This is a genomic window from Saccharothrix espanaensis DSM 44229, from assembly GCF_000328705.1.
GTDB classification, from domain to species: Bacteria; Actinomycetota; Actinomycetes; order Mycobacteriales; family Pseudonocardiaceae; genus Actinosynnema; species Actinosynnema espanaense.
The window spans coordinates 4,714,171-4,740,877 of sequence record NC_019673.1; the positions used below are offsets into that span (position 1 = coordinate 4,714,171).

Here is a 26,707-nt window from a genome sequence, read left to right on the forward strand (position 1 = left end):
GAGCCGAGCGAAAGGACACCGCCATGGCCGACCGCGTTCTACGGGGTAGCCGGCTCGGAGCAGTCAGCTACGAGACCGACCGCAATCACGACCTCGCCCCGCGCCGGTCGGTGCGGTACGCCTGCCCCAAGAACCACGACTTCGAGGTTCCGTTCTCCGACGACGCCGAGATCCCGCACACCTGGGAGTGTCGTCTCCACGGGACGGAATCCAAGATCATCGACGGCGCCGAGCCGGAGGCGAAGAAGGTCAAGCCGCCGCGCACGCACTGGGACATGCTCCTGGAGCGCCGCACCATCCCGGAGCTGGAGGAGCTCCTGGACGAGCGGCTGGAGGAGTTGAAGGGACGGCGCACCCGCACCGCCTGACCGCCCGGCACCCGCCGGAAGGGGCCCGCCGAGACGCTCGGCGGGCCCCTTCTCGCACCTCGGCTAGCGGTTCGCGCCGGTCTTCGGCTTGGGCGCGAACAGGTCCCGCAGCTGCGTGTAGCGGCGGCGCAGACCCCACTTCGTGACCCGGAGCAGGGCCTCCCGGACGATGTTGCCGCTCATCTTCGACTCGCCCAGCTCACGCTCGGTGAACGTGATCGGCACCTCGACCACCCGGTAGCCCAGCTCGATGGCCCGCCACGCCAGGTCGATCTGGAAGCAGTAGCCCTGCGAGGCCACCGTGTCCAGCTTCAGCCGGCGCAGCACCTCGGACCGGAACGCCCGGTACCCGCCGGTGATGTCCTTCACACTCGTGCCCAGCGCGACCTGCGAGAACACGTTGCCGCCGCGCGAGATGAGCTGCCGGTGCCACGGCCAGTTCACCGTGCTGCCGCCCGGCACGTACCGCGACCCCAGCACCAGGTGCGAGTCGCGCAGCGCGTCCAGCAGCCGCGGCAGGTCCTCCGGCGCGTGCGACCCGTCCGCGTCCATCTCCACCACGACGCCGTAGCCGTGCTCCAGCGCCCACTTGAAGCCCGCCACGTAGGCAGCGCCCAGCCCGGCCTTCTCGGTGCGGTGCATCACGTGCACGCGGTCGTCCGCGGCGGCCATCTCGTCGGCCAGCTCCCCCGTCCCGTCCGGGCTGCCGTCGTCGACCACGAGGGCGTGCACCTTCGGCAGCGCCGCGTGCAGCCGCTTCACGATCTTCCCGATGTTGTCCCGCTCGTTGTAGGTCGGGATCACCACCAGCACCGGCCCGAGCTCGCGGTCAGGCTGCGCCTGCTGGTCCGCCATCCGTTTCCTCCTCGCCGGTCCCCGCACCAGGGGCCGGACGCGATCCTCGTCGTTGCACTGTTCGTTGCACTGTCAAGCCGAACGCCACGGCCAGCAGGCCCAGAGCGGTCATCACCCACTCGGGCCACGCGCCGAACCGGGTGGCCAGCGTAGCCTCCCCGCGCAGCGGCAGCTCCGCCACCAACGCGTCGGGGGTGAACATCCCGGTACGGGCGGTGACCGCCCCGTCGGGCTGGACGATGGCGCTCACGCCGCTGGTCGCCGCGACGACCACGGCCTTGCCGTGCTCCACCGCCCGCACCCGCGACATGGCCAGCTGCTGGTAGGTCATCTCGGTGAAGCCGAACGTGGCGTTGTTCGTCGGGATCGCGATGAGGTCCGCGCCGGCGAGCACCGAATCGCGCACCACGCCGTCGAACGCGACCTCGTAGCAGGTGTCGATGGCCACCTTCGCCGGGCCCATCGCGAAGCCCTCCGGGTCGGTGCCCGGCTGGAACGTCCCGGCCCGGTCCACCGTCTCGCTGAAGATCCGGAAGAACGACCGCATCGGCATCGTCTCGCCGAAGGGCTGGAGCTGCCGCTTGGTGTAGCTGTCGACCGGGCCCTTCTCCGGGTCCCACAGCACGACGGTGTTGCGCGGCAGGTTGTCCGACCGGTCCACGACCACCGCGCCGACCGCGATCGGGGCCTTGATCCGCTTGGCCGCCCGGTCGATCTGCGCGGCGGCGTCGGCGTTGCGGAACGGGTCGATGTCAGAGGAGTTCTCCGGCCAGATCACGATGTCGGGCTGCCGCTGGGTGCCGTCGGCCACCGCCTGGGCCAGCTCCAGCGTCCGGTCCACGTGGTTGTCCAGCACCGCCCGGCGCTGGGCGTTGAAGTCCAGCCCGGCCCGCGGCACGTTGCCCTGGATCGCCGCGACCACGACCGTGCCCCGGTCGGGCGCGGTGCCGACGAACGGGACCGTCACCAGCGCGCCCGCCAGCGGCAGCACCGCCAGGGGCAGCGCGAGCTTCCAGTTCCGTCCCAGCCACGCCAGCGAGAACCCGGTCAGCGCCACCGCGAACCCGACCAGCGGGGCCCCGCCGAGCGAGGCCAGCGGCAGGTACCAGCCCTCGGGCTGGCCGAACGCGATCTTGCCCCACGGGAAGCCGCCGAACGGCACCACGCCGCGCAGGCACTCGTCACCCACCCACAGCAGCGCCATCCACAGCGGCGCGCCCGGCAGCGTCGAGACCCGCGCCATCAGCATCGTGCCCAGGCCGATCATCACCGCGCACAGCAGCGCCAGCGGCAGCCAGGCGACCAGCCCGACGAACTCCCCGGTCCAGCGCAGCAGCGGCACCATGAACCCCAGGCCCCACACCACCCCGAACCCGAACCCCGCGCGCATCCGCCGGCCGTGCAGCAGCACGCCGAGCACGGCGAACCCGATCGGCGCGAGCCACCACGCGGTGCGCGGCGGGAAGCTGAGGAACACCAGCCCGCCCCCGACCGCCGCGAGCACGATCCGCAGCAGCGTGCCGCGCACGTCACGGCGACGGGCGGGCGGGGTGTCGGCGGCGGACTGACCCGGCGCGATGGGGGGAGCGACCACGCGACCAGCGTACGAGGACGAGGTGAAGTCAGGGACAACGACCGCCGCTAACCCGCCGGCGCCCCTCCGGCTCCTCCCGACTTCCCCCACGATGCCCGATTCGCCCCGCCGCGCCCGCACCCGACCTTCGCCGGACCGAGGGGGCGGCCTCGTCGCGAGGGTCAGTCGCGAGGGTCAGTCGAGGCGCAGGACGGTCTCCTCGATCTCGGCGTCCCGGGCCGACGCGTAGGAGACCTCGGTGCCGATCACCGTGAAGCCCGCCTTCTCCAGGACCCTGAGCGACCCGAGGTTGTCGCTCGCGGCGCGGGCGTGCAAGGGCCGCCGGACCTCCACCTCGTCGAGGAACAGCGCCAGGGCGCGGCCGGCGATCCCCTGCCCCCAGACCGCACGGTCGATCCAGTAGGTGATCTCGGTGTCGCCCTCCACCACGAAGCCGGAGATGGTGCCGACGAGGTGTCCGTCACGGGTCACCGCGCGCAGCACGACGTCGGCGGACGTCCTCACCTTCGCCAGGTGGGCGTCGAACGCCTCGCGGTCGTCGGGGTCCTTCGCGGTGAACGCGGCCATCCGGACCGACTCCGGGTCGCGCAGCTGGTCGAACAGGGCGTCTAGGTCGGAATCCTCGACCGACCGCAGTGCCACCTCTACCACTGACGTCCTCCTCACACCGGCCTCGCGCCGGCCTCGGACCGGCGGCGCAACCTAGCAGCGGCCACCGACAATCCCGGCTCACGCGGCCCCGTCCACGAGCCCCGAAGGTTGCGTGCGGGTGACCAGGGGCACGGGACCCCTGCCGGGGTAGGGGTAGCAGGAGGGCGAAGATCAGGGTTCGCCCCAATGCGGGCGGCGTCGTGATGGCGCATCGTGGAGTCATGACCACGATGACCAGGCCTCGTAACCAGCGGATGATCGCGGGTGTGTGCGCGGGACTGGCCGAGCGGTTCGGTTGGCAGCCGAACACCGTCCGGCTGATCGCCCTGCTCTCCTGCCTGCTGCCCGGACCGCAGTTCGTGCTCTACCTCGTGCTGTGGGTGATCATGCCCAAGCGCGACTACTGACGGGACACCACCAGCGCCTCCACGCCGTCGAGCACGCGCTCCAGGCCGAACTCGAACGCGTGCTCGCCCGAGTAGGCCGACCCGTGCGCCTCCCCCGCCGCCGCGCCCACCCGGGCCGCGGTGGGGAACCGCTCCGGGTCGAACACGCGGGCCAGGAACGGCGCGGCGGCGCGCCACCACTGCTCGTCGGTCAGCCCGGTGCGCTGCTCGACCTGCGCCGCCTCCACCGCGAGCCGCGCGGACGCCCGCACGTGCCCGAGCACCAGGCCCAGCACGGCGTCCATCTCCACGTCGGACAGCCCGATGCCGTCGACCGCGCCCAGCTCGTAGTCGTACTTCGCCGCCACGTTCGGGCCCAGCACGGCGCGGTTGGTCGCGACCTCCAGCAGCCACGGGTGGCGCAGGTGCAGCGCCCAGTTCTCCCGGGCGACCCGGGTCAGCCGGCCGCGCCACCCGCCGGGAACGTCGTGCGGGCGGGCGGTCTCGCCGTGCACGGTGTCCACCATGACGTCGATCAGCTCGGCCTTGCCCGGCACGTAGGTGTAGAGCGACATCGTGCCCACGCCCAGCTTGTCCGCGACCCGGCGCATGGACAGCGCGCCGAGCCCCTCCGCGTCGGCCAGGGCGACCGCGACCGCCACGATCCGGTCCACGCCGAGGTCCTTGCGCGCGGTGGGCGAGGTGGTGCGCCAGAGCACCGAGAGGGTGCGGGCCGGGTCTCCCCCGCCGCTGCGTCCGTTCGCCACCCGACCACACTACTGATCAATCCGCGAGTGCCGCCCGGACGATGTCCAGCGCCTCGTCGGCCGTGAGCCCCTGTTCGCGCGCCGTGGACGCGTACCCGCGCGCCGCGCGCAGCACCCGTTCCCGGCTGCGCTCCCCCGCCGCGCTGACCACCGTCCCGGCTCTGCCCCGGGTCTCGATGAGACCCGCCTCCTCCAACTCGCGGTAGGCGCGGGCCACCGTGTTCACCGCGATGCCCAGCTCCGCGGCCAGCGCGCGGACGGTGGGCAGCCGGGTGCCCACGGCCAGCTCCCGGTCGGTGATCTTGCGGGCGAACTGGGACCGCACCTGCTCGTAGGGCGGCACCGGGGAAACCGGATCGAGACTGATCACGGAGTCGATACTGGCAGAGACCCCGGTGCGCAGAACGACGCCGTCCGGCTGACGGAGCCGAAAAGAACAAGACTGTTTCCCGGCTCCGGCGTGCGGGACGCTGCCCCGCGTGCCGCACGACGACCGCCACCAGGCCGAGATCGCCCACGAGCAGTCCTACCTGGACCTGCTCCACGAACACCTGGACCTGCTGCGGGCCCGGGACCCGGCCGACCGCGACCGCCTGGACGCCGTCGGGCACGGCCTGTGCTTCGGCCGCCTGGACGGTCCGGGCGGCACCCTGTACATCGGCCGGATCGGCCTGTTCGACGGTGACGACCCGCTGCTGGTCGACTGGCGCGCCCCGGCCGCCCGGCCGTTCTACACCGCGACCGCCGCCGCGCCCGAGGGCGTGCGCCGACGCCGCCGCATCACCACCCGGGGCCGCACGGTCGTGGCGGTGGACGACGAGCTGCTCGACGGGCTCGACGGGGACGGCCTGGCCGGGGACGCCGCGCTGCTCGCCGCCGTCACGGCCGGGCGCGGCGAGCGGATGGCCGACATCGTCACGACCCTGCGCGCCGAGCAGGACCGGATCGTGCGCAGCGAGCACCCCGGCGTCCTGGTCGTGGAAGGCGGGCCCGGCACCGGCAAGACCGCGGTCGCGCTGCACCGGGTCGCCTACCTGCTCTACCGGCACCGCCACCTGCTCGCGCGCGGCGTGCTCGTGGTCGGGCCGAGCCCGGTGTTCCTCGACTACATCGGCCAGGTCCTGCCCGGACTGGGCGAGGACCACGTGGTCACCGCGACCGTGGCCGACCTCGTGCCGGGTGTCGTGCCCGTCCCGGACGAATCGGCCGAGGACGCTGAGGCCAAGGGCGACGCGCGGGTGACGGACCTGCTCGCGGCGGCGGTCCGGGACCGGGTGACGATCCCGGACGGGTCGTGCGAGGTCCGGTTCGAGGGGCACGTCGTGCGGCTCGGGGCGGCGCGGGTGCGGCAGGCGGCCGACCGGGCGTGGCGGTCCGGGCTGCCGCACAACCAGGCCCGGCTGGTGTTCGAGCGCGAGGTGGTCGAGGCGCTGGCGCGCCTGCTCGCCGAGCGGATGGAGCACGTGCTGCTGACCGACTCGGGCGAGGCGCTCGACGGCGGCGCGGCGGACGGCTCGCTGAGCGCGGCGGACCTGCGCGCGCTGGCCGCCGCCGGGGTGGTGGTCGACCCGGACGACACCGGGCCGCGGCCGCTGCTGTCCGAGGACGACCTGGCCGACCTGCGGGCGGGGCTGCTCGCCGACCGGGGCGTCCGGGCGCTGGTCGCGGCCTGGTGGCCGGTGCTGACCCCGGAGGAGGTGGTGGGCGGGCTGTTCCCGCCGCGACGCGGGTGGACCTTGTCGGACGTGCCGCTGCTCGACGAGGCGGCGGCCCTGCTCGGCACCGGCCGGCGGGACGGTGGTGGCACGGTCGCCGAGCGCGCGGCGGCGGACCGGACGTGGACCTACGGGCACGTGGTCGTGGACGAGGCGCAGGAGCTCTCGGCCATGGCGTGGCGGATGGTGATGCGCCGCTGCCCGTCCCGGTCGATGACCGTGGTGGGCGACCTGGCGCAGACCGGCTCGCCCGCCGGGGCCACGTCGTGGGCGGACGTGCTGGGGCCGCACGTCGGCGACCGGTGGCGGTGCGAGCGGTTGACCGTGAACTACCGGACACCCGCCGAGATGATGGCCGCGGCGGCGGCCGTCCTGCCCGGGATCACGCCGCCCACGTCGGTCCGCTCGGCGCCGACGCCGCCGTGGCGGGTGCGCGCCGACGACGTGCCGGCGGCCGTCGCGGAACTCGTCGCCCGGCAGGAGGGCCGGATCGCGGTGATCGCGCCGGAGCCGCTCGACGTGCCCGCCCCCGTGTTCACCCCGACCGAGGCCAAGGGTTTGGAGTTCGACGTGGTGATCGTGGTGGACCCGGCCCGCGTCCTGGCCGCGCCGCGCGGCCGCAACGACCTGTACGTGGCGATGACCAGGGCAACCCGCCTGCTGGTGGTCGTCCACCCCGGGCCGCCGCCCGCCGAGATCGCCGCGCTCCCGCTCGCCCCCGGGCGGTGACCGGCCCGGCCGGCCGTTGTCCTTCTCAGCCGTTGTCCTTCCGCAGCAGCGGCCGGCTCACCTCGGCGAACCGTGCCAGGACCGTCCGGTCGCGCCGAGCGCGCCGACCGCGCCACGCCGTTGCTTCACCACGTGGGCCATCTCTGCGGCAGGATGGTCAGCCGCGCGGCGGTGCCACCACGGTCCCCCGGGCCCGGGTGACGACGACCGGCGGGTCCAGCACGTCGGCGGCGGACGGTCCGCGGTCCGGGGCGGAGCGGCACACCACGCGGGCCTCGAAGTCGATCTCGCGGGACCGGGTGCCGACCCGGACCAGGGTCGCGGTCGCCTCGATCACGTCACCGGCCTGGATCGGGGCGGTGAACTCGACGGTCGAGTAGCCCGCGAACAGGCCCTCGTCGGCGTCGGTGCGGATGAGCAGCTCGGTGGCCACGTCGCCGAACAGGCCGAGCCCGTACGCGCCGTCGACCAGGTTGCCGCCGTAGTGCGCGTGCGAGTGCGGCACGTAGCGGCGGTGGGTGACGCTGAACCCCACGGTCGGACCGGTCACACTGTCACTTCCTTCTTGGTCTGCACGGCGTGCACCAGGTAACTCGCCACCTCGCCGGGCGTCGTGCCGCGGCTGAACACGCGGTCCACGCCCAGCTCCCCCGCCATCAGCGGGTCGAACCTCGGGCCGCCCGCGATCAGCAGCGGCCGGCGCGCGCCCATCGCCTCGCGGAACGCCGCCGACATCTCCTGGGTGTTGAGGATGTGCGCGTCGCGCTGGGTCACCACCTGCGACACCAGCACCGCGTCGGCCTTCTCGCTGCGGGCCCGGCGCACCAGCTCCGGCACCGAGACCTGCGCGCCCAGGTTCACCACCTTCAGCTCCCGGTAGTACTCCAGGCCCTTCTCGCCGGCGAACCCCTTGATGTTGAGGATCGCGTCGATGCCGACCGTGTGCGCGTCGGTGCCGATGCACCCGCCGACCACGACCAGCTTGCGGCGCAACAGCTTCTTCACGGTCGTGTTCACCTCGGACGGCGACAGCAGCGGGTACTCCCGCTCGATCACGCGCACCTCGTCGAGGTCCACGACGTGCTTGACCGACCCGTAGACGACGAAGAACGTGAAGTCCGCGCCGATCGGGTGCGAGTGCACGACCATGGCCGGGTCGATGCCCATCTTGTTCGCCAGCTGCTGCGCCGCGCCGTCGGCCTTGGGCCCGAACGGCACCGGGAGGGTGAACGACGTCTGCACCATCCCGTCGCCGGTGGTGTCGCCGTACGGCCGGACGTGGCGCTTGCCCTCGGTCACGGTGCCTCCAGCAGTTCCGCGGCCGGGTTGCAGTAGCCCTCGGCCTTCGCCACCACGCCGTCCGCGCCCTTGCCGGCGTGCGCGGGGCGTTTCATCAGCCCGAACGTGCCGTCCGCGATCGCCTCGAGCAGCCCGTCGGCGACGATCCGCTCCAGCAGGTCGACGGCCTCGCCGAGCACCTGGTGGGCGCGTTTGACGATCAGCCCGTCCGGGGCCGGCCGGAAGTCCTCGCGCAGGCTGCCCGCCGCGTCGAGCACGTACCGGACGTTGGCCAGCGCCAGGTCCCGGTCGGACAGGAACGGGGTCACCACGGCCTCGGTCATCATGCCCACCAGCAGGATGGACTGGCCGGTGAGCACGCCCGCCAGGTTGAAGAACCCGTCGAGCAGGTAGCCGTTGAACACGTCGCCGGTCATGTGCTTGGTCGGCGGCATCCACTTCAGCGGCGCGTCCGGGAACAGCTCGCGGGCCAGCAGCGCGTGCGCCAGCTCCAGCCGGAACGACTCGGGCACCTTCGGGTTGATCTCGAACGCGTGCCCGAGGCCCAGCAGCCGGTCGGGCAGCCCGGCCTCGTGCGCGAAGTGCTCGTTGAGCAGCTGCGAGACGGTGACGGTGTGCGCGGCGTCCACGGCGTCGGCGGTGGTGAGGTAGTTGTCCTCGCCGGTGTTGATGATGATCCCGGCGCGGGCGTGCACCTGGCGGGAGAACCGCTGGTCCACGAACGTGCGGATCGGGTTGATGTCGCGGAACAGGATCCCGTACATCGAGTCGTTGAGCATCATGTCCAGGCGCTGCAGGCCCGCCAGGACCGCGATCTCGGGCATGCACAGGCCCGACGCGTAGTTGGTCAGCCGCACGTAGCGGCCGACCTCCTTGGACACCTCGTCCAGCGCGGCCCGCATGATCCGGAAGTTCTCCTGCGTGGCGTAGGTGCCCGCGAACCCGTGGTGGGTCGCGCCTTCGGGTACGTAGTCCAGCAGCGACTGCCCGGTGGAGCGGATCACCGCGATGACGTCCGCGCCCGCGCGGGCCGCGTTCTGCGCCTGGACCACGTCCTCGTCGATGTCGCCGGTCGCGACGATCAGGTAGATCCACGGTCGTTGCGCGGGGTCGCCGAGCCGGGCCACGAGCTTGTCGCGCTGGAGCCGGTTGCGGTCCACCGTGCGCAGCCCCCTGGTGACGGCCGTGCGGGCGTGCTTCTCGGCGCGGGCCCGGTCCTTGCCGGTCGGGACCGCGTACTGGACCTGGCCGGCGGCGGTGGCCTCGGCCAGTTCGGTGAGCGAGCCGAGGTCGTGCTCCTTGAGGGCGTGGAACGCGGGCAGCACCACGCCGTGCTCCAGCCCGCAGTGCTCGCGGACGGTGTCGACGACCCGGTTGACCCACGGCACGTCACCGGCGCGGTGCGTGGAGTCCGCGCCGGTGATGCCGGCCAACCGCAGCGTCGCGCGCTCGACCGCGACCGTCGTGTGCGCCTTCGCGATGGCCACCACGGGCTCGGCGGCCTTCGCGGCCAGCCTGCGCGCCGTGGCGACCACTGTCGGGTCGAGGTCGAGCAACGCCATCGTCACTCCCTTTCGCGGTTATCGGTCCCGGGCCGGCGGGGCGTCCCGGTCGAAGATCGTCCGGCCGCGCAGCACGGTGCGCCGGCACGTGGGCGGCTCGTCCAGCGACGGCAGGCCCGGCACGCCCGAGCGGGGGTCGGTCGACCAGCGCTGGACGCGTGAGTCCGGGGTGCTGACCTCCAGTTCTCCGGCCTCCCACACCGCGTACGTGGCGGGCGCGCCCGGCTGCAACGTGCCGGTGATCCCGTCGTCCACGCCGGCCGCGCGCCACCCGCCTCGGGTGTGGGCGGTGAAAGCGGCGCGCGGCGAGATGCCGAACCCGTCGGTGCGGTGGTGCACGGCGGCGCGGATCGCGGCCCACGGGTCCACGACCGTCACCGGGGCGTCCGAGCCGAGCGCGAGGACCAGGCCGGCGCTCGCCAACTGCGAGAACGGGTTGAGCGCCGTTCCCCGCTGCACACCCAGCCGCTGGACGTACATGCCGGACGGGCCGCCCCACTCGTGGTCGAACAGCGGCTGCACGGACGCGACCACGCCCCACGAGCCGAGTTTCGCGGCCTGTGCGGCGTTGATCATCTCGACGTGTTCCAAGCGGTGCCTGCGCGCGGCCAGCGCGGGTACGCCGACCACGGCGGCGGCCTTCTCGAAGCCTTCGACCACGGCGTCCACGGCGGCGTCGCCGATGACGTGGAAACCGCCCTGGAGACCGGCTTCCGTGCACGCCACGAGGTGCGCGGCGATCTCGTCGGCCGTCAGGTACAGCGCGCCCGTGGTGTCGGCGTCGGCGTAAGGCGCGCACAACGCGGCCGTGCGCGAACCCAGCGCGCCGTCCACGAACAGGTCGCCGGCCAGACCGCGCACGGGCAGGTCGACGGGCTCCAGCGAACCCCAGTACCCGACCACGTCCGGGCCGTCGGTCCGGGCGAGCAGGTCGGCGAGGTCCTCGACGCTGGAGATGTCCGGCCCGGCGCACTCGTGCACCGACGCGATCCCGCGCGACGCCGCGTGCGCCAGGAACGCCTCCTGCGCGGCCCGGCGCCGCTCCACCGGGATGGCGTCCTTGGCCGCGCCCCGCACGTGGTGGTGCGACGCGCGCGACAGCGGGCCGTCGGGCGTCCAGCCGTCGGCGTCACGTGCGGCGGGCGCGAGGTCGACCAGCGCGGAGGACGCCAGCGCCGAGTGCACGTCGATCCGCGACAGGTAGACCACCGCGCCGCGCGCCGCGTCGTCCAGTTCGGCGCGGGTCGGCGGCCGGTTCTCCGGCCAGCGGGTCTCGTCCCAGCCGTGGCCCCAGATCAGCGGGCCGTCGGCGGCGCGGACGGCGTCGAGCAGTTCGGTCAGCGAACCGCACCGGGTCAGGTCCAGCCCGGTCAGCAGGAGGCCGGCGGAGGTGGCGTGCACGTGCGCGTCCACGAACGCCGGCGCGACCCACGCGCCCGCCAGGTCCACGACCTCGGCGTCGGGGTGCAGCGCGCGGCCCACGGAGTCCTGGCCCAGCCACACCACGGTGCCGTCGGTGACCGCCATCGCGGTGGCGTCCGACGAGGTCGGGGAGTGGATCCGGCCCCCGACGAGGAGGGTGGTGGCAGCGGCGTTCACAGTAGTCACGCCTGAGCAGTCTGCCGGTGTTCGAACAGCGCCCGCACGGCAGGTTCGGCCCGGACCAGGTCCAGCGCGAACGCCGCGTGACCTGGCACATAGCCGTTGCCGACGAGCATCTCCACGTCCGCCGCGAGCCCCTCGGCCCCCAGGGCGGCGGCGGAGAACGACGTGGCCATCGAGAAGAACACGACCACCCCGCCGTTCGCGGTGGCCAGGATCGCGCCGTGCTCGCACCCCGGCACGTCGACGCACACGACGGTCACGTCCACGGGCGTCCCGACCGCCTCCAGCACCGCGACCGGGTCGCGCGCGTCGGCCACCACGACCGCGTCGGCCAGGCCCGACGCGCGGACCAGGCCGGCTTCGGCCTCGGTCGGCACCAGCGCCACCAGCCGGGAAGCACCGGCCCGGCGCGCGGCGACCAGCGACAGCGACCCGGACTTGCCGCCACCGCCGAGCACGAGCACGGACTCCGCCGCCCGCCGGCGCACCACCCGGTCGGTGAGGGCGGGCGCGCCGCACACGTCGAGCACCGACAGGGCGAGTTCGTCGGACAGGTCGTCGGGCAGCACCGCGGCGATGGACCGGCCGAACAGCACGGCCGTGCCCGCGCACGGGACCTGCTCGGTGGTGCCGTCCCAGCCGGCCAGGTCGTCGGTGATGCGCAGCGGCGTGAGGGTGAGCGAGACCAGGGTGGCGATCCGGTCGCCGGCCTTGAGCCCCAGCGGCGAGCGGGGGCCGGCGGCGCGGACGGTGCCCAGCAGCATCCCGCCCGACCCGGTGACCGGGTTCTGCATCTTGCCGCGCTCGGCCACGATCTCCAGCACCGCCCGCCGCACGTCCGCTCCGTGCTGCTCGCGGAGCTGCCGGAACGACGCCGCGTCGAGGTTGAGCCGCTCGACGTCGACCAGGACCTCGTCCGCGCCGCACTCCGGTGTCGCGTCGAGCCGCCACGCCTGCTGCGGCAGCACGCCGACGGGCTCGACGACTCGGTGCAGACCGTACGGCGAGGTCATGGAAATCCTTCGGTCGAGAGCGGCACGACCAGGATATCTTCACGTGGAACATCAAGTTTGCGCAAGTATTGGGACGGATGTGGGCCGGCCACCGGGCGCGGACGAGCCCGCACGGAGCGAGCACTTCCGACACCCGGTGGCCGGGGCACGAGAGCCCGACGACCGCTCAGCGAGCCGCCGACACGAATCGCCGCAGAGCCGCCGAACCGCCGAACCGCAACGCGGGCCCGTGAGGCTGCTTGGAATCCCGGACCGCGCTCAAGTCGCCACGCACTTCCACGCAATTCCCGTTCGGACCGGATCTACTGGACTTGCGCCACCGAGGTGGGTTCACCCGTTCCCTTCCTCTCCTCCGCGTGCCGGGCGATGAGTCCGGCCGTCTCGTCGGCGCTCATGGACACCTCCGCGAGCCGCTCGACCGCGACCTGGAACCCTTCGACATCGGCCTTCTCCTGGGCGAAGACCATGCTCACCCGGTTCTCCAACTGGATGATCGTCTCGCCCTCGCCCACGGTGAGCAATGAGAACGGGCCGGCCATCGAGTCGTTCCAGCCCTCGTCGAGCCGGAAGGCGCGCAGCTCGACGTTGGGCAGTTCGGCCATCTTGAGCAGGTGGGCGAGCTGTTCGGCGTGGTCGGCCGGGTCGCCGAACCGCTGGCGGAAGACGTGTTCGGCGACGTAGGCGGTGTAGCGGACCGGGCGCGCCCTGGTGAGGATGTCGCGGCGGCCCATGCGCAGCGCCACGCGCGGCTCGATCTCGGGTTCCGGGACGGCGCCGCCGCGCATGATCGCGCGGGCGTAGCCGTTGACCTGGAGCAGGCCCGGCACGACGAGCGGGCTGACGTCGACGATGCCGGTGGCCAGTTGCTCGATCTGGATCAGGGCGTCGAGCTGTGCGCGCTGTTCGGGGAGGCTGACCGCGACCCACGTGGAGCCGGTGGCGGGTTCGTCGCGGGCCAGGTCGAGGATTTCCTCGCGGTCCACGCCGTGCACGCCTATCGCGTCGAGGATGGCGGTGACCGCCTCCTCGCTCGGCGGGCGCTCGCCGGACTCGTGCCGGGTCATCGTGCCGGGGTGGATCCCGGTCCTCTGGCACACCACCCGTTGGGTCAGGCCGGCCGCTTCGCGAGCCGCGCGGATCTTCGCGCCGAGCGCCATGGCTTTCGCCGTGCTGCGGATCATGCGGCCCAGCTTAGGGATGGCAAACGGGCCTCCTGGTACACCTGATCGAGGTATTGACACGTCCGTTGCGCAAACCGGACACTGGTCGCGCAAACCGGACGTCACCACCGGAGGATACCGCTCATGAATGCCCACCCCACCACCGCCACCCCTTGCCACGACCCGGGGTTCGCCCAGTTCCTCGCCGCGCTCGCGGTCGAGGAGGCCCCTCGCCTCTTCGCGGTCGCCGTGGAATACGACGACCGCGAAGACACCTACATCGCCGCCTACGGGCTGGCGTTCGCCGACCGCTCGGAGGTCGTCTCGACCGAGGGCGGCTTCTACGCGACCCTCCAGAAACCCGAGAACGCGCTGGTGTTTTTCACCGAACAGGGTGAGGCCACCCCGCACCTGCTCTGGCTGCCGCCGGCTCAGGAGCGCCGCCGCACCCCCACCACCGCCGCCAGTACGAGCACCAGCGCCAGCACCGCGTAGGCCGCTGCCGCGAACGGGCTGGTCACCAACGCCGACAGGTCGCCCTCGCTGATCTGCAACGTCCGGCGCACCTGCTCCTCCGCCATCGGCCCGAGGATCAACCCGACCACCAGCGGCGCGACCGGGTAGCCGTGCCGCCGCATGAAGAACCCGACGACACCGATCACCAGCAGCACCACCAGGTCGTCCACGACGAAGTTCACCGCGTAGGTGCCCAGCGCCGCGAACAGCAGGATCCCCGCGTACAGGTACGGGCGCGGGATCTGCAGCACCTTCACCCAGATCTTCACCAGCGGCAGGTTGAGCACCAGCAGCATCACGTTGCCGATGTACAGCGACGCGATCAGCGCCCAGACCATCCCGGAGTTGGTGGTGAACAGCAGGGGCCCCGGCTGGATGCCGTAGCTCTGGAACGCCGCCACGATCACCGCCGCCGTCGCCGTGGTCGGCAGGCCCAGCGTCAGCAACGGCACCAGAACGCCGGCCGCCGCCGCGTTGTTCGCGGCCTCCGGCCCGGCCACCCCTTCGATCGCGCCCTTGCCGAACTCCTCGGGCCGCTTCGAGAGCTTCTTCTCCGCCGCGTAGGACAGGAACGTCGAGACGTCCGCGCCGCCGGCCGGCACCGTGCCGATCGGGAAGCCGATGAACGTCCCGCGCAGCCACGGCTTCCACGAACGCGACCAGAACTCGCGGGTGAACCACGTGCCGCCGACCGGCACGACCTCGACCGGGCCGTGCCGCAGGCGCGAGGCCACGTACAGCGCCTCACCCACGGCGAACACCCCGACCGCGACCACCACGACGTCGATCCCGTCCGCCAGCGTCGACACCCCGAGGGTGAACCGCTGCTGCCCGGACAGCGTGTCGGTGCCGACCAGGCCCAGGAACAGGCCCAGTCCCAGCGACGCCGGCCCGCGCACCGGCGACGAGCCGAGCAGCGCGGCGACCGTGGTGAACGCGACGACCATCAGCGCCACGTAGTCCGCCGGGCCCAGCGTCACCGCCACGTCGGCGATGATCGGGGCCAGCAGCGTGAGCAGCACCGTGGCGATCGTGCCCGCCACGAACGAGCCGATCGCCGCCGTGGCCAGGGCCGCCGCGCCCCTGCCCGCCCGCGCCATCCGGTTGCCCTCCAGCGCGGTGACGATGGAGGACGACTCGCCCGGCGTGTTGAGCAGGATCGACGTGGTCGACCCGCCGTACATGCCGCCGTAGTAGATCCCGGCGAAGATGATCAGCGCCGCGGTCGGTTCGAGCGTGTAGGTCAGCGGCAGCAGCAGCGCCACCGTCATCGCCGGGCCGATGCCCGGCAGCACACCCACGGCGGTGCCGAGGGTGACGCCCAGCAGGGCGTAGAGCAGGTACTCGGGCTGCGCGGCGGTCGCGAAGCCCTCCAGCAGGGCGGTGAGGCTACCCATCGAGGAGCGGCACCCCTTCGAAGATCCCGGCGGGCAGCGACAGGCCCAGGCCCGACGCGAACACCACCTGCACCACCAGCGCGAGCGCCACGCCGACGGCGAGCGCCTTCCACCACACCGCGCCCAACGTCCACGCCGCGCCGCCGAACAGCGCCGCCGCCGCGACCGGCCAGCCGACCAGGTCGATCAGCGCCAGGTGCGCCACCAGGATCGCGACCAGCTTGGCGACGGTGACCCAGTCGGTGCGCACGCCGCTGTCGACGTCCTCCGCCTCCTCCGCCTCGCCGAGCCGGCCCCGCGCGGTGGCCACGACCGCCGCCACGCCGGTCACCACGAGCAGCGCGCCCACCGCGTACGGGAAGGCCCGGGGGCCGAGCCCGCCGGCCGCACCGCGCGCGGCGATCGTGGTGGCGTCGACCAGGGTGAACACGCCCAGCGCGGTGACCAGGCCGCCGAAGACGTACTCCTCGACCTGCGCGGACAGCGCCCGGCCCGCTCGTTCGGGTCCGGTCGGCTCGGGTCCGGTCCGTTCGGGGGTCACTTGACCAGGCCGATGTCCTGGAGCACCGGCTTGATCCGGCCGATCTCCACGGTGAGGAACTTGGCGAACTCGTGGCCGGTGAGGAACGTGTCGGTCCAGCCCTTCTTCTTCAGCTCCTCCTGCCACTGCGGGCTGCCGTGCATGTCGGTGACCAGCTTGACCAGGCGGTCCTTCGCGGCCGGCGAGATCGAACCCGGCGCGACGACACCGCGCCAGTTGATCAGCTCGACGCCGGTCCCGAGGTTCTTGAACGTCGGCGCGCCGAGGTCGGGGTGCGGCTGCGGGCCGGAGGTGCCCAGGGCGCGCAGCATGCCCGCCTTGATCTGCTCCCGGTACTCGCCGACGCCGGAGATGCCCGCGTCGACCTTCCTGCCCAGCAGCGCGGCCAGCGACTCGCCGCCACCGGAGTACGGCACGTAGTTGAGCTTCGCGGAGTCGATGCCCTTCGCCTTGAGCAGCAGCGCGGCCAGGATGTGGTCGGTGCCGCCGGCCGAGCCGCCGGTGACCGAGACGCCCTGGCCCTTCTCGTCGATCGCCTTGAGCAGGTCCTCGATGGTCCGGTGCGGCGAGTCGGCCGGCACCACGACCACCTCGTCCTCGGCGGTGAGCCGGGCGATCGGGGTGGTGTCCTCCAGCCGCTTGTCCACGCCGTTGGTCTCCACCGCGCCGACCATGACCAGGCCGGTGACCATCAGGAACGTCTCGGACCTCTCGTTGGCGAGCTTGCGCAGCCCGACCGTGCCGCCCGCGCCGCCGACGTTGGCGACCTGCGCGGACCTGACCAGGTCCGCCCCGGTGATCGCGGCCTGCATGGACCGCGCGGTCTGGTCCCAGCCGCCGCCCGGGTCGGCCGGGGCCATGATCTCCAGCTTGGCGATGTCCCCGCCCGCTGGGTTCGCGCCTCCCCCGCCGCACCCCGCGAGCACGAGACCGGCGACCACGGCCGAGACCAGTCGGGTGTGCTGTCCTGCCATCGGATCCTCCACGTTCCCCACCAGGGCTTCGTCGCCCCGGATGGGCGGGAACGGTAGGAGCGCGGAGCGGGTGCGGTAAGGCATCGGTCGTAAGGGTTGTATTGGTCGTTTAGGTCGTGGCCCGGCTCACACGCGATAGGTCAGAATGCGACCCATGCGTCGCCGTTCCGTCCCGTTGGGGGTGTTCCTGCTGGTCTTGCAGGTGGTCATCGTGCTGGCGACCACCTGTGCCGCCGGGCTGCTCGCGGCGAAGCTGCAGAGCGACCGGATCCGGGAGTCCTACAAGGACCGGATGCTGTCGGTCGCGGAGAGCGTGGCCCGGCTGCCGACCGTGGTGCAGGCGTTCGACGAGCCGGACCCGGCCGCGACGATCCAGCCGCTGGCCGAGCTGATCCGCCAGGCGTCCAGCGTCACCTACGTCGTGGTCACCGACCGCCACGGCGTCCGCTACGCCCACCCGGACCCCGACCGCATAGGGGAACGCGTCTCCACCGACCCGGGCTCGGCGCTGTCGGGCACGGTGTTCGTGGGCACCGAGACCGGCACGCTGGGCACGTCGCTGCGGGCGAAGGTGCCGGTCCGGGCCGACGACGGGGAGATCATCGGCATGGCGTCGGTGGGCATCCTGGAGAGCGAGCTGTCCGCCGACCTGGCCGAGGACCTGCCCGAGCTGATCGGCTGGCTGGCCGGGGCGGCGCTGATCGGCGTGCTGGGCGCGGCGCTGGTCACCCAGGCGGTGCGGCGGCGGACGTTCAAGCTCGAACCGGCCGAGATCGCGCAACTGCTGGAGACCCGCGACGCGATGCTGCACGGCATCCGCGAGGGCGTGGTCGCGGTGGACGAGCGGGAGCGGCTCGACCTGGTCAACGACGAGGCGATGCGGCTGCTCGGGCTCCGCGCCGACCCCACCGGGCGGCCCGCCGCCGAGGTGCTGGAGGACGGCGGCCTGCTCGACCTGGCGCGCGGCCGCGACGACGTGGCCGACCGGCTGGTGCTGGCCGGCGAACGGGTGCTGGTCGCGAACCGGATGACCGCCAAGACCCACGGCCGGCCGGTCGGCGTCGTGCTGACCCTGCGCGACCGGACCGAGCTGCACGACGCGCTGCGCCAGCTCGACGGGCAGCGGACGGTGACCGAGGTCCTGCGCGCGCAGGCGCACGAGTTCTCCAACCACCTGCACGTCATCGGCGGGCTGGTCGAGCTGGACCGGCGCGCGGACGCCGTGGCCTACATCGAACGGGTCGGCGGCGCGGGCTCGGTGACCTCGGACATCATCGAGGGGGCGGTGGCCGACCCGGCGCTGGCGGCCCTGCTGCTGGCCAAGTCGTCCACCGCGCACGAGCGCGGCGTGGCGCTGCGGCTGGACCCGACCTCGGCGGTCGACACCCGGACCGGCGACGACGCGCTGACCGTGCTGGGCAACCTGGTCGACAACGCGGTGGACGCCGTGGACACCGGCGGCACGGTCCGGGTGCTGGTGCGGGCGTCGGAGGACGGGGTGCGGGTGGTCGTGGACGACGACGGGCCGGGCGTCGCCGAGTCGCAGCGCGGGCGGATCTTCACCCTCGGCGTGAGCTCCAAGGCACCCGGCGGCGCGCACGGGCGCGGGATCGGGTTGGCGCTGGTGTCCCGGGTGGTGACCCGGCGCAGCGGGCGGGTGGAGATCTCCGACTCGGAGCTGGGCGGGGCGTCGTTCGACGTGTGGCTGCCGGAAGCGGGTGTCCGATGAGCGTGCGCACCCTGGTCGTGGACGACGATTTCGCGGTCGCGGCCGTCCACCGGGGGTTCCTGGAAGCCCTGCCGGAGTTCAGCGTGGTCGGCGAGGCGCACGGTGGCGGCGAGGCGCTGCGCGCGGTCGAGGCGCTGCGGCCGGACCTGGTGCTGCTCGACATCCACCTGCCCGACCTCTCCGGGCTGGAGGTGCTGGCCCGGCTGCGCGGGCGCAGCGGGCCGCCGGTGGACGTGATCGCGGTGACGGCGGCGCGCGAGCGCGAGACCGTGCGCCAGGCGATGTCCCGGGGCGTCGACCACTACCTGGTCAAACCGTTCACCCGGACCGCGTTCCAGGACCGGATGCGGCAGTACCTGGCGCGGCGGACCGAGGTCCAGCGGCTGGGCCAGTGGCTCGACCAGGACGAGGTCGACCGGCTGCTCCAGCACCGGCCCCGGTCGGTCGCCCTACCCAAGGGCCTGTCGGCGGTGACGCTGCGGCTGGTGACCGACGCGCTGCGCGACTGCGCCGGCGACCTGTCGGCCCAGGAGGTCGGCGAACGCGCCGGGATGTCCCGGGTCAGCGCGCGCCGGTACCTCGAACACCTGGTCACGGTGGGAAAGGCGGAAGTCCAGCCGCGCTACGGCATGGCCAACCGCCCCTCCCACGGCTACCGGCTCACCTGACAGGTCAGCCCGTCCGCTCGCAGTCGTACCCGACGATCACGCCCTGGCCGCCCGGGTGGCCGTGCTGGCACAGGAAGGTGCGGTAAGGGCCCTGGACGTAGAACGGCTCCCCGATCGGCCCGTTCGGTTGCGGACGACAGCCGTACGCGGTCAACTCGTCGCCGCGGTCCTGGATCCGCTGGCACTGGAAGGTCGGCTCGTAGAGCCCCGGCTCAGCGGCGGCGAGCGCGGGCAGCGCGCCGAGGGTGGCGGTCAACGCTCCGGCGGCCAGCAGGCCGGCGGTGAGGCGTCGGGTCAAGTTCGACATGGATCACTCCTGGGTTCGTGAGGTGGGCCCCGAACCGGGTCGGGACCCGCCGGAACACCGTCCCGGCCCTTCGAACACACCACCGCCCGCGGCCGGCCGCAGAGTGCGACGCGGCAACCATCCGCGCAGGTGAACGGCCCACTCCCACCAGGTGACCGGAGCTGCCACAGCCCGTTACCCGGATGGCGCGGCCGGCGCGGGGTGGGGCGAGACTGGCGGTCGTGAGCTTCGCCGCCCACGCCCGCCGGGTGCGCGACCCGGGACTGCCGCTGCGTCACCGGGTGTCGGCGCTGCGCTCGTGCGTGGTCGTGCACGGGCCGTTCGGCCACCACGGCACGCTCGCCTTCCTCGAACTGGAGGCCGGGCCGTTCCACCGCGACGAGCGGGCACTGCTGCGGGCACCGGCGGTGCTCGAAGACCTGCGGGCGCGGTGATCCGGCCGCGGGCACGCGCTATCGGCTGCGGCTCTGGGACGCGCGTGGCGGTCGACGCCGACCCGCTGGACCTGGCCGTTCGGCGGTGCGTGCGGGCCTGCGTGAACGGACGGTTCGGCGAGGAGGAGCACGCGCTGCTCACGACGTGCGTCACGGAGATCGGGCGGCTCGCGGACCGGGCGGTCGGCCCCGCCGAGTACCGGCGGGGTGCCGTGCTGCGGGAGGTGACGGAACTGGTCGGCGAGGTCCTGGTCCAGGACGGTTCAGGGGGTCAGGGGGCTCAGGGCAGTTCGGTGCGGGGTGCCGGGCGCACGGCGTCGGGCCGGAGGTCGACCACCGCGCCGTCCACCACGACTCCGTCGACCGTCGAGCCCCCGACCGGGCCGGTGACCACGTCACCGTCGATCACCACGCCGCCGGCGGTCGGCGGGCGGCCGTAGCGCAGGTTCAGCACCATCTCGCGCTCGCGCTGCTCGGCCCGCCGGGCGATGCGCTTGCTGATCAGCCGCCGGGTGGGCGGGAACAGCAGGAACAGGCCCAGGACGTCGCTGAGGAAGCCGGGCACCAGGATCAGGAAGCCGGCCGCGGCGATGAGCACGCCGTCGGCGATCTCCTGGTGCGGCCGGCGGCGGTTGCGCAGCGCCTCGGAGAACGCGGCCATCGTCCGCGCGCCTTCCCGGCGCATCAGCACCGAGCCGACCACCCCGCCCAGGACGAGCAGCCCGAGGGTGGGCAGGAACCCCCACGCCCCGAAGGCCGCCACGAGGGCGGTGATCTCGACGGCCAGACCGATGAGCACTACGGCGAACACGCGCATACCCCCTCAACGAACGAACTGGCCAAAACACTCCCTGCCGAAATATTTACGGCGATCACGGCATCTGGCAGCATATCTTCACGCCACTACTCGGGTAGGGAGCATGGATGACTGCGCTACACGACGTCGTGCCCGCGCTGCACCGGCCTGACCTCCAGCCGTACACCTACGCTCGGCGGGAGCTCGTCGAGCCCGACTGGCGGCGGTTCCCGGGGTGGCGGGACGTGACCGACGCCCAGTGGCGAGACGCCCAGTGGCAGCGCGCCAACTGCGTGAAGAACGTCAAGCAGCTGCGCGCGCTCCTGGGCGACCTGCTCGCCGAGCGGTTCTACGAGGAGCTGGCGGCCGACCAGTCGGACCTGGCCACCATGTCGATGCTGGTGCCGCCGCAGATGGTCAACACCATGGCACCGGACGCCGCGCCGGCCGACTTCACCGACGCGTTCTTCGCCGACCCGATCCGGCGCTACATGATCCCGGTCCGCTCCGACCGCGACCCGGAGTGGCCCAACCACCCGCACTCCGCGCGGGACTCGCTGCACGAGGCCGAGATGTGGGTGGTCGAGGGCCTGACCCACCGCTACCCCACCAAGGTGCTCGCCGAACTGGTGTCGACCTGCCCCCAGTACTGCGGCCACTGCACCCGGATGGACCTGGTCGGCAACTCCACCCCGCAGGTGCAGAAGCACAAACTGCTGCTCAAGCCGGTGGACCGGCAGGAGCAGATGATCGACTACCTCAAGCGCACACCGGGCGTGCGGGACGTGGTCGTCTCCGGCGGCGACGTGGCCAACGTGCCGTGGCCGCAGCTGGAGTCGTTCCTGATGCGGCTGCTCGACATCGACACCGTGCGGGACGTGCGGCTGGCCACCAAGGCGCTGGCCGGGCTGCCCCAGCACTGGCTTCAGCCCAAGGTGGTCGAGGGTCTGGAGCGGGTCGCCCGCACCGCCGCCCGGCGCGGCGTCAACCTGGCCATCCACACCCACGTCAACCACGCGCAGTCGGTGACCCCGTTGGTCGCCGAGGCGGCGCGGACCGCGCTGGAGGTCGGCGTCCGGGACGTGCGCAACCAGGGCGTGCTGATGAAGGGCGTCAACGCCACCGCGGACGACCTGCTGGACCTGTGCTTCGCGTTGCAGGGCGAGGCGAACATCCTCCCGTACTACTTCTACATGTGCGACATGATCCCCAACGCCGAGCACTGGCGGGTCGCGGTGTGGGAGGCGCAGGAGCTCCAGCACGCGATCATGGGCTACCTGCCGGGCTACGCGACGCCGCGGATCGTGTGCGACGTGCCGTACGTCGGCAAGCGGTGGGTGCACCAGCTCGCCGACTACGACCGCGAGCGCGGCATCTCGTACTGGACCAAGAACTACCGGACCGGGATCGAGCTGGAGGACGCCGACGCGCTGGACCGGCGCTACCCCTACTACGACCCGATCGCCACGCTCGGCGAAGCGGGCCGCCGCTGGTGGGCCGCCCAGGAGTAGACCCAGGAGTAGGCCCAGGGTCACCCGGTCGCCGACGGCCCGGGAGCACTCTGCTGCCCGGGTCGGGGCGTGGGCGTGTCGGTCGGTGGAGTCGTTCTGCCGGCTTTGCGCAGCATGACCAGCGCGAGCGCCGCGCACAGCAGCGTCACGCCGCACGCCGTCCAGACCGCCGCCGACCACGAGATGCCCAGCAGCGCCGGACCGGCCAGCGCGCCCGCGAAGGACGCCGCCGCCTCCCCCATGAACAGCGCCGCGCCGACCCGGCCGAGGATCGCGTTCGGCGTGGCCCGTTGCAGGACGGTCTGCGTCCCGACCAGGGTCGTCGACCCGGCCAGCCCGACCACGACCGCCGCCGCGACGGCGTAGGGCACCGAGGTGGCGGAGAACAGCAGGCCGAACCCGGCCGCCGTCACCGCGAGCGCGCCGGCGAGCAGGTGCGCCGGGTGCAGGCGGTCGGTGAGCAGCCGGGTCGCCGGCGCGCCGAGCAGGAAGCCCACGCCCAGCCCGGACAGCACCACGCCGGTCTCGCCGGTACCGCCGAGCACCTGCACGCCGAACGGCACGACCAGGCTGCTCAACGTCGCGTTCGCGCCCAGGAACACCGTGTTGACCAGCAACAACGCCCGGGGGATCGGGGTGCGGCGGAGGAACGCCCAGCCCTCCCGCAGATCCGCCAGGCCGCCGCCGGACCGGCCGGGCGCGCCCCGGCGGGAGGTGGCGACGATCGCGGCGGCCGAGACCAGGTAGCTGACCACGTCCAGCCACACCAGCGGGGCGAACCCGGCCAGCGCCAGCAGCACCCCGCCCAGCGGCGCGCCGACCAGCCGGACCGTGCCGTCGGTGGCCGCGTTCACGGCGTTCGCGCCGGCCAGCAGCGTGCCGGTGCCGACGACGGCCGGGGTGTGCGCCTGGGCGGCGGGCCGGAACGCCACCGAACCGACGCTCTCCACCACCAGCGCCAGGTACACCAGCCAGACCTCGCCCGGCCCGTCCGCGAACAGCAGCGCCGCGATCGCCACCGCGCGCAGCAGGTCGGCGCAGACCATCACCCGGCGGCGGTCCCACCGGTCGACCACCACCCCGGCGACCGGGCCGAGCACCAGCGGCGCGAGGAACTCGGCGGCCAGCGTGAGGCCGGCCGCCACCACCGACCCGGTCAGCTCCAGCACGTGCGCCGGGACGGCCACCACCAGCAGCCACGTGCCGAGCTGACTGGCCGCGCGGCCGAACCAGAGCAGCCGGAAGTCCTTGACCCGTAACGCGTCCAGCACGCCAGACCCCCCGGTCCGTCCGAGGTTCGCGATGCTCCCGGCGTAGGCCGGCCGGTGTCAACCGACCCGGTCGTGCAGCCGGCCGGTGAGCACGATCCAGCCGGCCGCCAGCGCGAGCGGCACGGTCATCACCACCGTGGTCGTGGTGGCGTCCAGGTGCTCCCCCAGCACCGCGCCGGTGAGCAGCGCCAGCACCATGTTGTTGCCCGCGTGCGCCAGGCTCGCCGGCCACACCGTGCCGCTGCTGATCCGCAGCCACCCCAGGATCACCTCCTGGCACAGGAACGACACCGTCCACACCGCCAGGCCCACCACGACGTTGCCGAACTCGATGTACCCGAAGAACGCCAGCGGGTAGTGCCACACCGCCCAGATCAGGCCGGTGGCCAGGGTCGCGGCCACCGGGCGGTCCGGCACCAGGCGCAGCCGCAGGTAGCTGGTCCAGCCGAACTCCTCGCCCCAGTAGACCGGCGTCAGCAGCGGGACGATGAGCACCAGCACGCCGACGAACGCCCACTCGCCGGCGGTCGGCCACGCCGGTTGCCACAGCCCGCACGCCGCCGCCGTCGCCAGCATCACGACCACCAGCGCGAACGGGCCCAGCCACGCCGCCAGGTAGTGCCGCCACGCCTGCCTCAGCCGCAGCGCCAGGCCCGCGTCGGCGAACCCCTCGCGGGTGACCCAGCGGCGCACCACGAACGCCGCGAGCGCCGGCGCGAACCCGAAGGGCAGCTGCACCAACGGGTTGGTCAGGGAGAAGCCCAACAGCCACGCGCCGGCCATGCCGGCCCACGCGAAGCCGAAGGAGATCAGCAAGAACGCCGGGACACCTCGGGTCCCGGCCTGGGTGATCGTCATGCCACCACAAGATCAGCGGGGACCGGGGCGTGGCACTACGCGTGGCGGGTGTCTTGAGGTGGGGGTAGGTCCACCTCCAAGACTCCACGCAGGCCGGCGGACAACGGCCGTGCCGTTGCCTACCGTTGCCCGGGTGAGCGACAAGAACCTGGGGAATGCCTTGCGGCACCGCCGCTTCCTGCTCGGGCGGTGGCCGTGGCGGGCGTTCGCGTACGTGCTGGGCACACCGCTGCTGGTGATCGTCGCGGCCGTGCCGGTCGGGGCGCTCAGCGCGCCGGTGATGGCCACGTTCTCGCCCGGCATGTCGGGCAGCTCCCGTGCGGCGCTGTTCGTCGTGGGACTGGTGGTGCTGTTCCTGGGCCTGCCGTGGGTGGCCCGGCCGCTGGCGCGGGTCGAGCGGCGGCGGCTGCGGCTGGTCGACCCGGACACCCGCGACCGCCCGTCGCCGCGCGGCTACCGGGACCCGGCCACCTGGCTGGAGGTCGGCTACACCGCCCTGCTGGTCACCGTCGGCACCGTGGTCTACGGGGGCGCGTTCCTGCTCGCGGGCCTGCCGCTGGTGTTCCTGTCCGCGCCGCTGGTGCTGGAGATGACCAACGGGCCGATCGCGCTGGGGTTCACGCCGATCGTGACCGTGGAGGACGCGCTCGGGTACGCGGCGATCGGGCTGGTGCTGCTGCCGTTCGTGCCTTACGCCGCCGGGCTGCTCGCCGCGGGGCACGCGGCCGTCGCGCGATCGCTGCTGCTCGGCGACCTGGAACTGGTCGAGGTGACCCGGTCGCGGGCGAGGCTGGTCGACTCGTTCGACGCCGAGCGCCGGCGGATCGAGCGGGACCTGCACGACGGGGCGCAGGAGAAGCTGGTCAGCCTCACCCTGCGGCTGGGGATGGCGCGGCTGGACGTGCCCGAGGACTCCCCCGCCCACCGCAACGTGGTCGCCGCCCACGAGCAGGCCAAGCAGTTGATGGCCGACCTGCGCGAGCTGGTGCGCGGCATCCACCCGAAGGTGCTCGCCGACCGGGGCCTGGTGGCCGCGCTGGAGGACCTCGCGGGCCGCAGCCCCGTCCCGGTCGCGGTCACCGCCGACGTGCGCCGGCTGCCCTCGCACCTGGAGTCGACCGCGTACTTCGTGGTCGCCGAGGCGCTGACCAACGTGGCCCGGCACAGCGGCGCGGACTCGGCGACGGTCACCGCGGCCGAGCGGGACGGCTCGCTGGTGGTCGAGGTGGCCGACGACGGCCGCGGCGGGGCGGTGCCGGGCGGCGGCTTGGCCGGGCTGGCCGACCGGGTCGCGGTGGTGGACGGCAGGATGGCGCTGTCGAGCCCGGTCGGCGGACCGACCCTGCTGCGCGTGGAGCTGCCTTGTCACCGATCCGAGTAGTGCTCGCCGAGGACGGGGTCCTGCTGCGCGAAGGGCTGGCGGGCCTGCTCGACCGGTTCGGCCTGCCGGTCGTGGCGGCGGTGGGCGACGCCGAGGCGTTGGTGGCGGCGGTGCGGCGCGAGCGACCGGACCTCGTGGTGACCGACATCCGGATGCCGCCGGGGTTCGGCGACGAAGGGCTGCGCGCGGCGGTCGCGCTGCGCCGGGAGCGCCCGGGGCTGCCGGTCGTCGCGCTGAGCCAGTACGTCGAGCGCGGGTACGCCGTCGAGCTGATCGACACCCCCGGCGGGGTCGGCTACCTGCTCAAGGACCGGGTGGCCGACGTCGAGGAGTTCGTCGGCGTGCTGCGCCGGGTCGCCGCCGGCGCGACCGTGGTCGACCCCGACGTGGTGCGGCAGCTGCTCGCCCGCAGCCCGCTGACCCGGCTGTCCCCGCGCGAGCGGGAGGTGCTGGCGCTGATCGCCGAGGGCAGCTCCAACGCCGCGATCGCGCGCCGGCTCGTGGTCAGCGACGGGGCGGTGGTCAAGCACGTCGGCAACATCCTGGCCAAGCTCGACCTGCCGCCCGACGACGACACCAACCGGCGCGTCCTGGCGGTGCTGGCCCACCTGCGCGGCTGA

General features: G+C 73.2%; 29 protein-coding genes. 10 read left to right on the forward strand and 19 right to left on the reverse strand.

Features of this window, described 5'->3' with window-relative positions; translation table 11 throughout:
• The first annotated feature begins 23 nt into the window (after positions 1–23).
• Entirely contained in the window at positions 24–368 is a 345-nt protein-coding gene (locus BN6_RS20855; RefSeq protein WP_015101702.1) for an RNA polymerase-binding protein RbpA, read from the forward strand.
• A 63-nt stretch (positions 369–431) separates the two neighbouring features.
• On the opposite strand, the gene BN6_RS20860 is transcribed toward BN6_RS20855, so the two are convergent.
• The 3 genes from BN6_RS20860 to BN6_RS20870 all read right to left on the reverse strand — a co-directional run bounded on the left by BN6_RS20860 (position 432) and on the right by BN6_RS20870 (position 3,468).
• Positions 432–1,223 carry a polyprenol monophosphomannose synthase gene (locus tag BN6_RS20860; protein ID WP_015101703.1) on the reverse strand — a complete coding sequence of 264 codons (792 nt, stop codon included), beginning with the start codon at positions 1,221–1,223 and terminating at the stop codon, positions 432–434.
• Entirely contained in the window at positions 1,198–2,817 is a 1,620-nt protein-coding gene (lnt, locus tag BN6_RS20865) for an apolipoprotein N-acyltransferase (protein ID WP_148302948.1), read from the reverse strand. The genes BN6_RS20860 and lnt overlap by 26 nt, the downstream gene beginning before the upstream one ends.
• 174 nt (positions 2,818–2,991) lie before the next feature.
• Positions 2,992–3,468 (reverse strand): GNAT family N-acetyltransferase, encoded by a 477-nt coding sequence (locus BN6_RS20870; RefSeq protein ID WP_015101705.1) that lies wholly within the window; start codon positions 3,466–3,468, stop codon positions 2,992–2,994.
• 230 nt (positions 3,469–3,698) lie between these two features.
• On the opposite strand from BN6_RS20870, the gene BN6_RS20875 reads away from it, so the two are divergent.
• Positions 3,699–3,875: a PspC domain-containing protein gene (locus tag BN6_RS20875; RefSeq protein ID WP_015101706.1), complete on the forward strand. Its 177-nt coding sequence runs from the start codon at positions 3,699–3,701 to the stop codon at positions 3,873–3,875.
• On the opposite strand, the gene BN6_RS20880 is transcribed toward BN6_RS20875, so the two are convergent.
• Both BN6_RS20880 and BN6_RS20885 read right to left on the reverse strand, forming a co-directional pair.
• The gene (locus tag BN6_RS20880) at positions 3,869–4,621 is read right to left on the reverse strand and encodes a TetR/AcrR family transcriptional regulator (protein ID WP_015101707.1); all 753 of its coding nucleotides are present in this window, start codon (positions 4,619–4,621) and stop codon (positions 3,869–3,871) included. The genes BN6_RS20875 and BN6_RS20880 overlap by 7 nt on opposite strands.
• Positions 4,622–4,637: 16 nt before the next feature.
• Positions 4,638–4,991, reverse strand: a complete 354-nt coding sequence (locus BN6_RS20885; protein WP_015101708.1) for a GntR family transcriptional regulator — start codon at positions 4,989–4,991, stop codon at positions 4,638–4,640.
• Positions 4,992–5,100: 109 nt separating this feature from the next.
• Here BN6_RS20885 and BN6_RS20890 point away from each other — a divergent pair, with 109 nt between their 5' ends.
• On the forward strand, positions 5,101–7,065 hold the full coding sequence (locus BN6_RS20890) for a UvrD-helicase domain-containing protein (protein WP_015101709.1): 1,965 nt from the start codon (positions 5,101–5,103) through the stop codon (positions 7,063–7,065).
• 157 nt (positions 7,066–7,222) lie between these two features.
• Here BN6_RS20890 and kal read toward each other — a convergent pair whose 3' ends face one another.
• The 7 genes from kal to BN6_RS20920 all read right to left on the reverse strand — a co-directional run bounded on the left by kal (position 7,223) and on the right by BN6_RS20920 (position 13,725).
• Positions 7,223–7,615 (reverse strand): 3-aminobutyryl-CoA ammonia lyase, encoded by a 393-nt coding sequence (gene kal / locus BN6_RS20895; protein ID WP_015101710.1) that lies wholly within the window; start codon positions 7,613–7,615, stop codon positions 7,223–7,225.
• On the reverse strand, positions 7,612–8,364 hold the full coding sequence (kamE, locus tag BN6_RS20900) for a lysine 5,6-aminomutase subunit beta (protein WP_015101711.1): 753 nt from the start codon (positions 8,362–8,364) through the stop codon (positions 7,612–7,614). Before kamE ends, kal begins: the two co-directional genes overlap by 4 nt.
• Complete coding sequence (gene kamD / locus BN6_RS20905) at positions 8,361–9,926, reverse strand: lysine 5,6-aminomutase subunit alpha (protein WP_015101712.1); 1,566 nt, start codon at positions 9,924–9,926, stop codon at positions 8,361–8,363. Before kamD ends, kamE begins: the two co-directional genes overlap by 4 nt.
• An 18-nt stretch (positions 9,927–9,944) precedes the next feature.
• Positions 9,945–11,525, reverse strand: coding sequence for an amidohydrolase (locus BN6_RS47950; protein WP_041313484.1), 1,581 nt, complete (start codon positions 11,523–11,525; stop codon positions 9,945–9,947).
• A 5-nt stretch (positions 11,526–11,530) separates the two neighbouring features.
• Positions 11,531–12,544 (reverse strand): L-erythro-3,5-diaminohexanoate dehydrogenase, encoded by a 1,014-nt coding sequence (kdd, locus tag BN6_RS47955; RefSeq protein WP_015101714.1) that lies wholly within the window; start codon positions 12,542–12,544, stop codon positions 11,531–11,533.
• Between the two features lie 166 nt (positions 12,545–12,710).
• Entirely contained in the window at positions 12,711–12,878 is a 168-nt protein-coding gene (locus BN6_RS43965; protein WP_015101715.1) for a DUF397 domain-containing protein, read from the reverse strand.
• Entirely contained in the window at positions 12,847–13,725 is an 879-nt protein-coding gene (locus BN6_RS20920) for a helix-turn-helix domain-containing protein (RefSeq protein WP_041313487.1), read from the reverse strand. Before BN6_RS20920 ends, BN6_RS43965 begins: the two co-directional genes overlap by 32 nt.
• Before the next feature lie 123 nt (positions 13,726–13,848).
• On the opposite strand from BN6_RS20920, the gene BN6_RS20925 reads away from it, so the two are divergent.
• Positions 13,849–14,199: a hypothetical protein gene (locus BN6_RS20925; protein ID WP_015101717.1), complete on the forward strand. Its 351-nt coding sequence runs from the start codon at positions 13,849–13,851 to the stop codon at positions 14,197–14,199.
• Here the strand turns inward: BN6_RS20925 and BN6_RS20930 are convergent.
• The 3 genes from BN6_RS20930 to BN6_RS20940 are packed head-to-tail and all read right to left on the reverse strand — an operon-like array spanning position 14,136 to position 17,132.
• The gene (locus BN6_RS20930; protein ID WP_015101718.1) at positions 14,136–15,617 is read right to left on the reverse strand and encodes a tripartite tricarboxylate transporter permease; all 1,482 of its coding nucleotides are present in this window, start codon (positions 15,615–15,617) and stop codon (positions 14,136–14,138) included. The two genes, BN6_RS20925 and BN6_RS20930, sit on opposite strands and share 64 nt — an antisense overlap.
• The gene (locus BN6_RS20935; protein WP_015101719.1) at positions 15,610–16,158 is read right to left on the reverse strand and encodes a tripartite tricarboxylate transporter TctB family protein; all 549 of its coding nucleotides are present in this window, start codon (positions 16,156–16,158) and stop codon (positions 15,610–15,612) included. The genes BN6_RS20930 and BN6_RS20935 overlap by 8 nt, the downstream gene beginning before the upstream one ends.
• Positions 16,155–17,132: a Bug family tripartite tricarboxylate transporter substrate binding protein gene (locus BN6_RS20940; protein ID WP_015101720.1), complete on the reverse strand. Its 978-nt coding sequence runs from the start codon at positions 17,130–17,132 to the stop codon at positions 16,155–16,157. The genes BN6_RS20935 and BN6_RS20940 overlap by 4 nt, the downstream gene beginning before the upstream one ends.
• A 154-nt stretch (positions 17,133–17,286) precedes the next feature.
• On the opposite strand from BN6_RS20940, the gene BN6_RS20945 reads away from it, so the two are divergent.
• Both BN6_RS20945 and BN6_RS20950 read left to right on the forward strand, forming a co-directional pair.
• Positions 17,287–18,861, forward strand: a complete 1,575-nt coding sequence (locus BN6_RS20945) for an ATP-binding protein (RefSeq protein ID WP_231904715.1) — start codon at positions 17,287–17,289, stop codon at positions 18,859–18,861.
• On the forward strand, positions 18,858–19,529 hold the full coding sequence (locus BN6_RS20950) for a response regulator (protein ID WP_015101722.1): 672 nt from the start codon (positions 18,858–18,860) through the stop codon (positions 19,527–19,529). Before BN6_RS20945 ends, BN6_RS20950 begins: the two co-directional genes overlap by 4 nt.
• Positions 19,530–19,533: 4 nt before the next feature.
• Here BN6_RS20950 and BN6_RS20955 read toward each other — a convergent pair whose 3' ends face one another.
• Entirely contained in the window at positions 19,534–19,836 is a 303-nt protein-coding gene (locus BN6_RS20955) for a hypothetical protein (protein WP_015101723.1), read from the reverse strand.
• A gap of 221 nt (positions 19,837–20,057) precedes the next feature.
• Between BN6_RS20955 and BN6_RS20960 the strand changes: the two genes are divergently transcribed.
• Positions 20,058–20,270 carry a hypothetical protein gene (locus tag BN6_RS20960; RefSeq protein WP_148302949.1) on the forward strand — a complete coding sequence of 71 codons (213 nt, stop codon included), beginning with the start codon at positions 20,058–20,060 and terminating at the stop codon, positions 20,268–20,270.
• Positions 20,271–20,550: 280 nt separating this feature from the next.
• On the opposite strand, the gene BN6_RS20965 is transcribed toward BN6_RS20960, so the two are convergent.
• Entirely contained in the window at positions 20,551–21,087 is a 537-nt protein-coding gene (locus BN6_RS20965) for an FxsA family protein (protein WP_015101725.1), read from the reverse strand.
• Positions 21,088–21,194: 107 nt separating this feature from the next.
• Here BN6_RS20965 and BN6_RS20970 point away from each other — a divergent pair, with 107 nt between their 5' ends.
• Positions 21,195–22,577 (forward strand): KamA family radical SAM protein, encoded by a 1,383-nt coding sequence (locus BN6_RS20970; RefSeq protein ID WP_015101726.1) that lies wholly within the window; start codon positions 21,195–21,197, stop codon positions 22,575–22,577.
• A 20-nt stretch (positions 22,578–22,597) separates the two neighbouring features.
• Here BN6_RS20970 and BN6_RS20975 read toward each other — a convergent pair whose 3' ends face one another.
• Together BN6_RS20975 and BN6_RS20980 are read right to left on the reverse strand one after the other, a co-directional pair.
• Positions 22,598–23,848, reverse strand: a complete 1,251-nt coding sequence (locus BN6_RS20975; protein ID WP_015101727.1) for an MFS transporter — start codon at positions 23,846–23,848, stop codon at positions 22,598–22,600.
• Positions 23,849–23,905: 57 nt separating this feature from the next.
• Complete coding sequence (locus tag BN6_RS20980; RefSeq protein ID WP_051075666.1) at positions 23,906–24,706, reverse strand: CPBP family intramembrane glutamic endopeptidase; 801 nt, start codon at positions 24,704–24,706, stop codon at positions 23,906–23,908.
• 133 nt (positions 24,707–24,839) lie between these two features.
• Between BN6_RS20980 and BN6_RS20985 the strand changes: the two genes are divergently transcribed.
• Complete coding sequence (locus BN6_RS20985; RefSeq protein WP_041313494.1) at positions 24,840–26,087, forward strand: sensor histidine kinase; 1,248 nt, start codon at positions 24,840–24,842, stop codon at positions 26,085–26,087.
• Entirely contained in the window at positions 26,078–26,707 is a 630-nt protein-coding gene (locus BN6_RS20990) for a response regulator (protein WP_148303368.1), read from the forward strand. The genes BN6_RS20985 and BN6_RS20990 overlap by 10 nt, the downstream gene beginning before the upstream one ends.

Coding starts and splice junctions, on each gene's coding strand:
- BN6_RS20855 (WP_015101702.1), top strand. CDS start 24: ATGGCCGACCGCGTTCTACGGGGTAGCCGGCTCGGAGCAGTCAGCTAC.
- BN6_RS20860 (WP_015101703.1), bottom strand. CDS start 1,223: ATGGCGGACCAGCAGGCGCAGCCTGACCGCGAGCTCGGGCCGGTGCTG.
- BN6_RS20875 (WP_015101706.1), top strand. CDS start 3,699: ATGACCAGGCCTCGTAACCAGCGGATGATCGCGGGTGTGTGCGCGGGA.
- kamD (WP_015101712.1), bottom strand. CDS start 9,926: ATGGCGTTGCTCGACCTCGACCCGACAGTGGTCGCCACGGCGCGCAGG.
- kdd (WP_015101714.1), bottom strand. CDS start 12,544: ATGACCTCGCCGTACGGTCTGCACCGAGTCGTCGAGCCCGTCGGCGTG.
- BN6_RS20920 (WP_041313487.1), bottom strand. CDS start 13,725: ATGATCCGCAGCACGGCGAAAGCCATGGCGCTCGGCGCGAAGATCCGC.
- BN6_RS20925 (WP_015101717.1), top strand. CDS start 13,849: ATGAATGCCCACCCCACCACCGCCACCCCTTGCCACGACCCGGGGTTC.
- BN6_RS20930 (WP_015101718.1), bottom strand. CDS start 15,617: ATGGGTAGCCTCACCGCCCTGCTGGAGGGCTTCGCGACCGCCGCGCAG.
- BN6_RS20940 (WP_015101720.1), bottom strand. CDS start 17,132: ATGGCAGGACAGCACACCCGACTGGTCTCGGCCGTGGTCGCCGGTCTC.
- BN6_RS20945 (WP_231904715.1), top strand. CDS start 17,287: ATGCGTCGCCGTTCCGTCCCGTTGGGGGTGTTCCTGCTGGTCTTGCAG.
- BN6_RS20950 (WP_015101722.1), top strand. CDS start 18,858: ATGAGCGTGCGCACCCTGGTCGTGGACGACGATTTCGCGGTCGCGGCC.
- BN6_RS20955 (WP_015101723.1), bottom strand. CDS start 19,836: ATGTCGAACTTGACCCGACGCCTCACCGCCGGCCTGCTGGCCGCCGGA.
- BN6_RS20965 (WP_015101725.1), bottom strand. CDS start 21,087: ATGCGCGTGTTCGCCGTAGTGCTCATCGGTCTGGCCGTCGAGATCACC.
- BN6_RS20970 (WP_015101726.1), top strand. CDS start 21,195: ATGACTGCGCTACACGACGTCGTGCCCGCGCTGCACCGGCCTGACCTC.
- BN6_RS20980 (WP_051075666.1), bottom strand. CDS start 24,706: ATGACGATCACCCAGGCCGGGACCCGAGGTGTCCCGGCGTTCTTGCTG.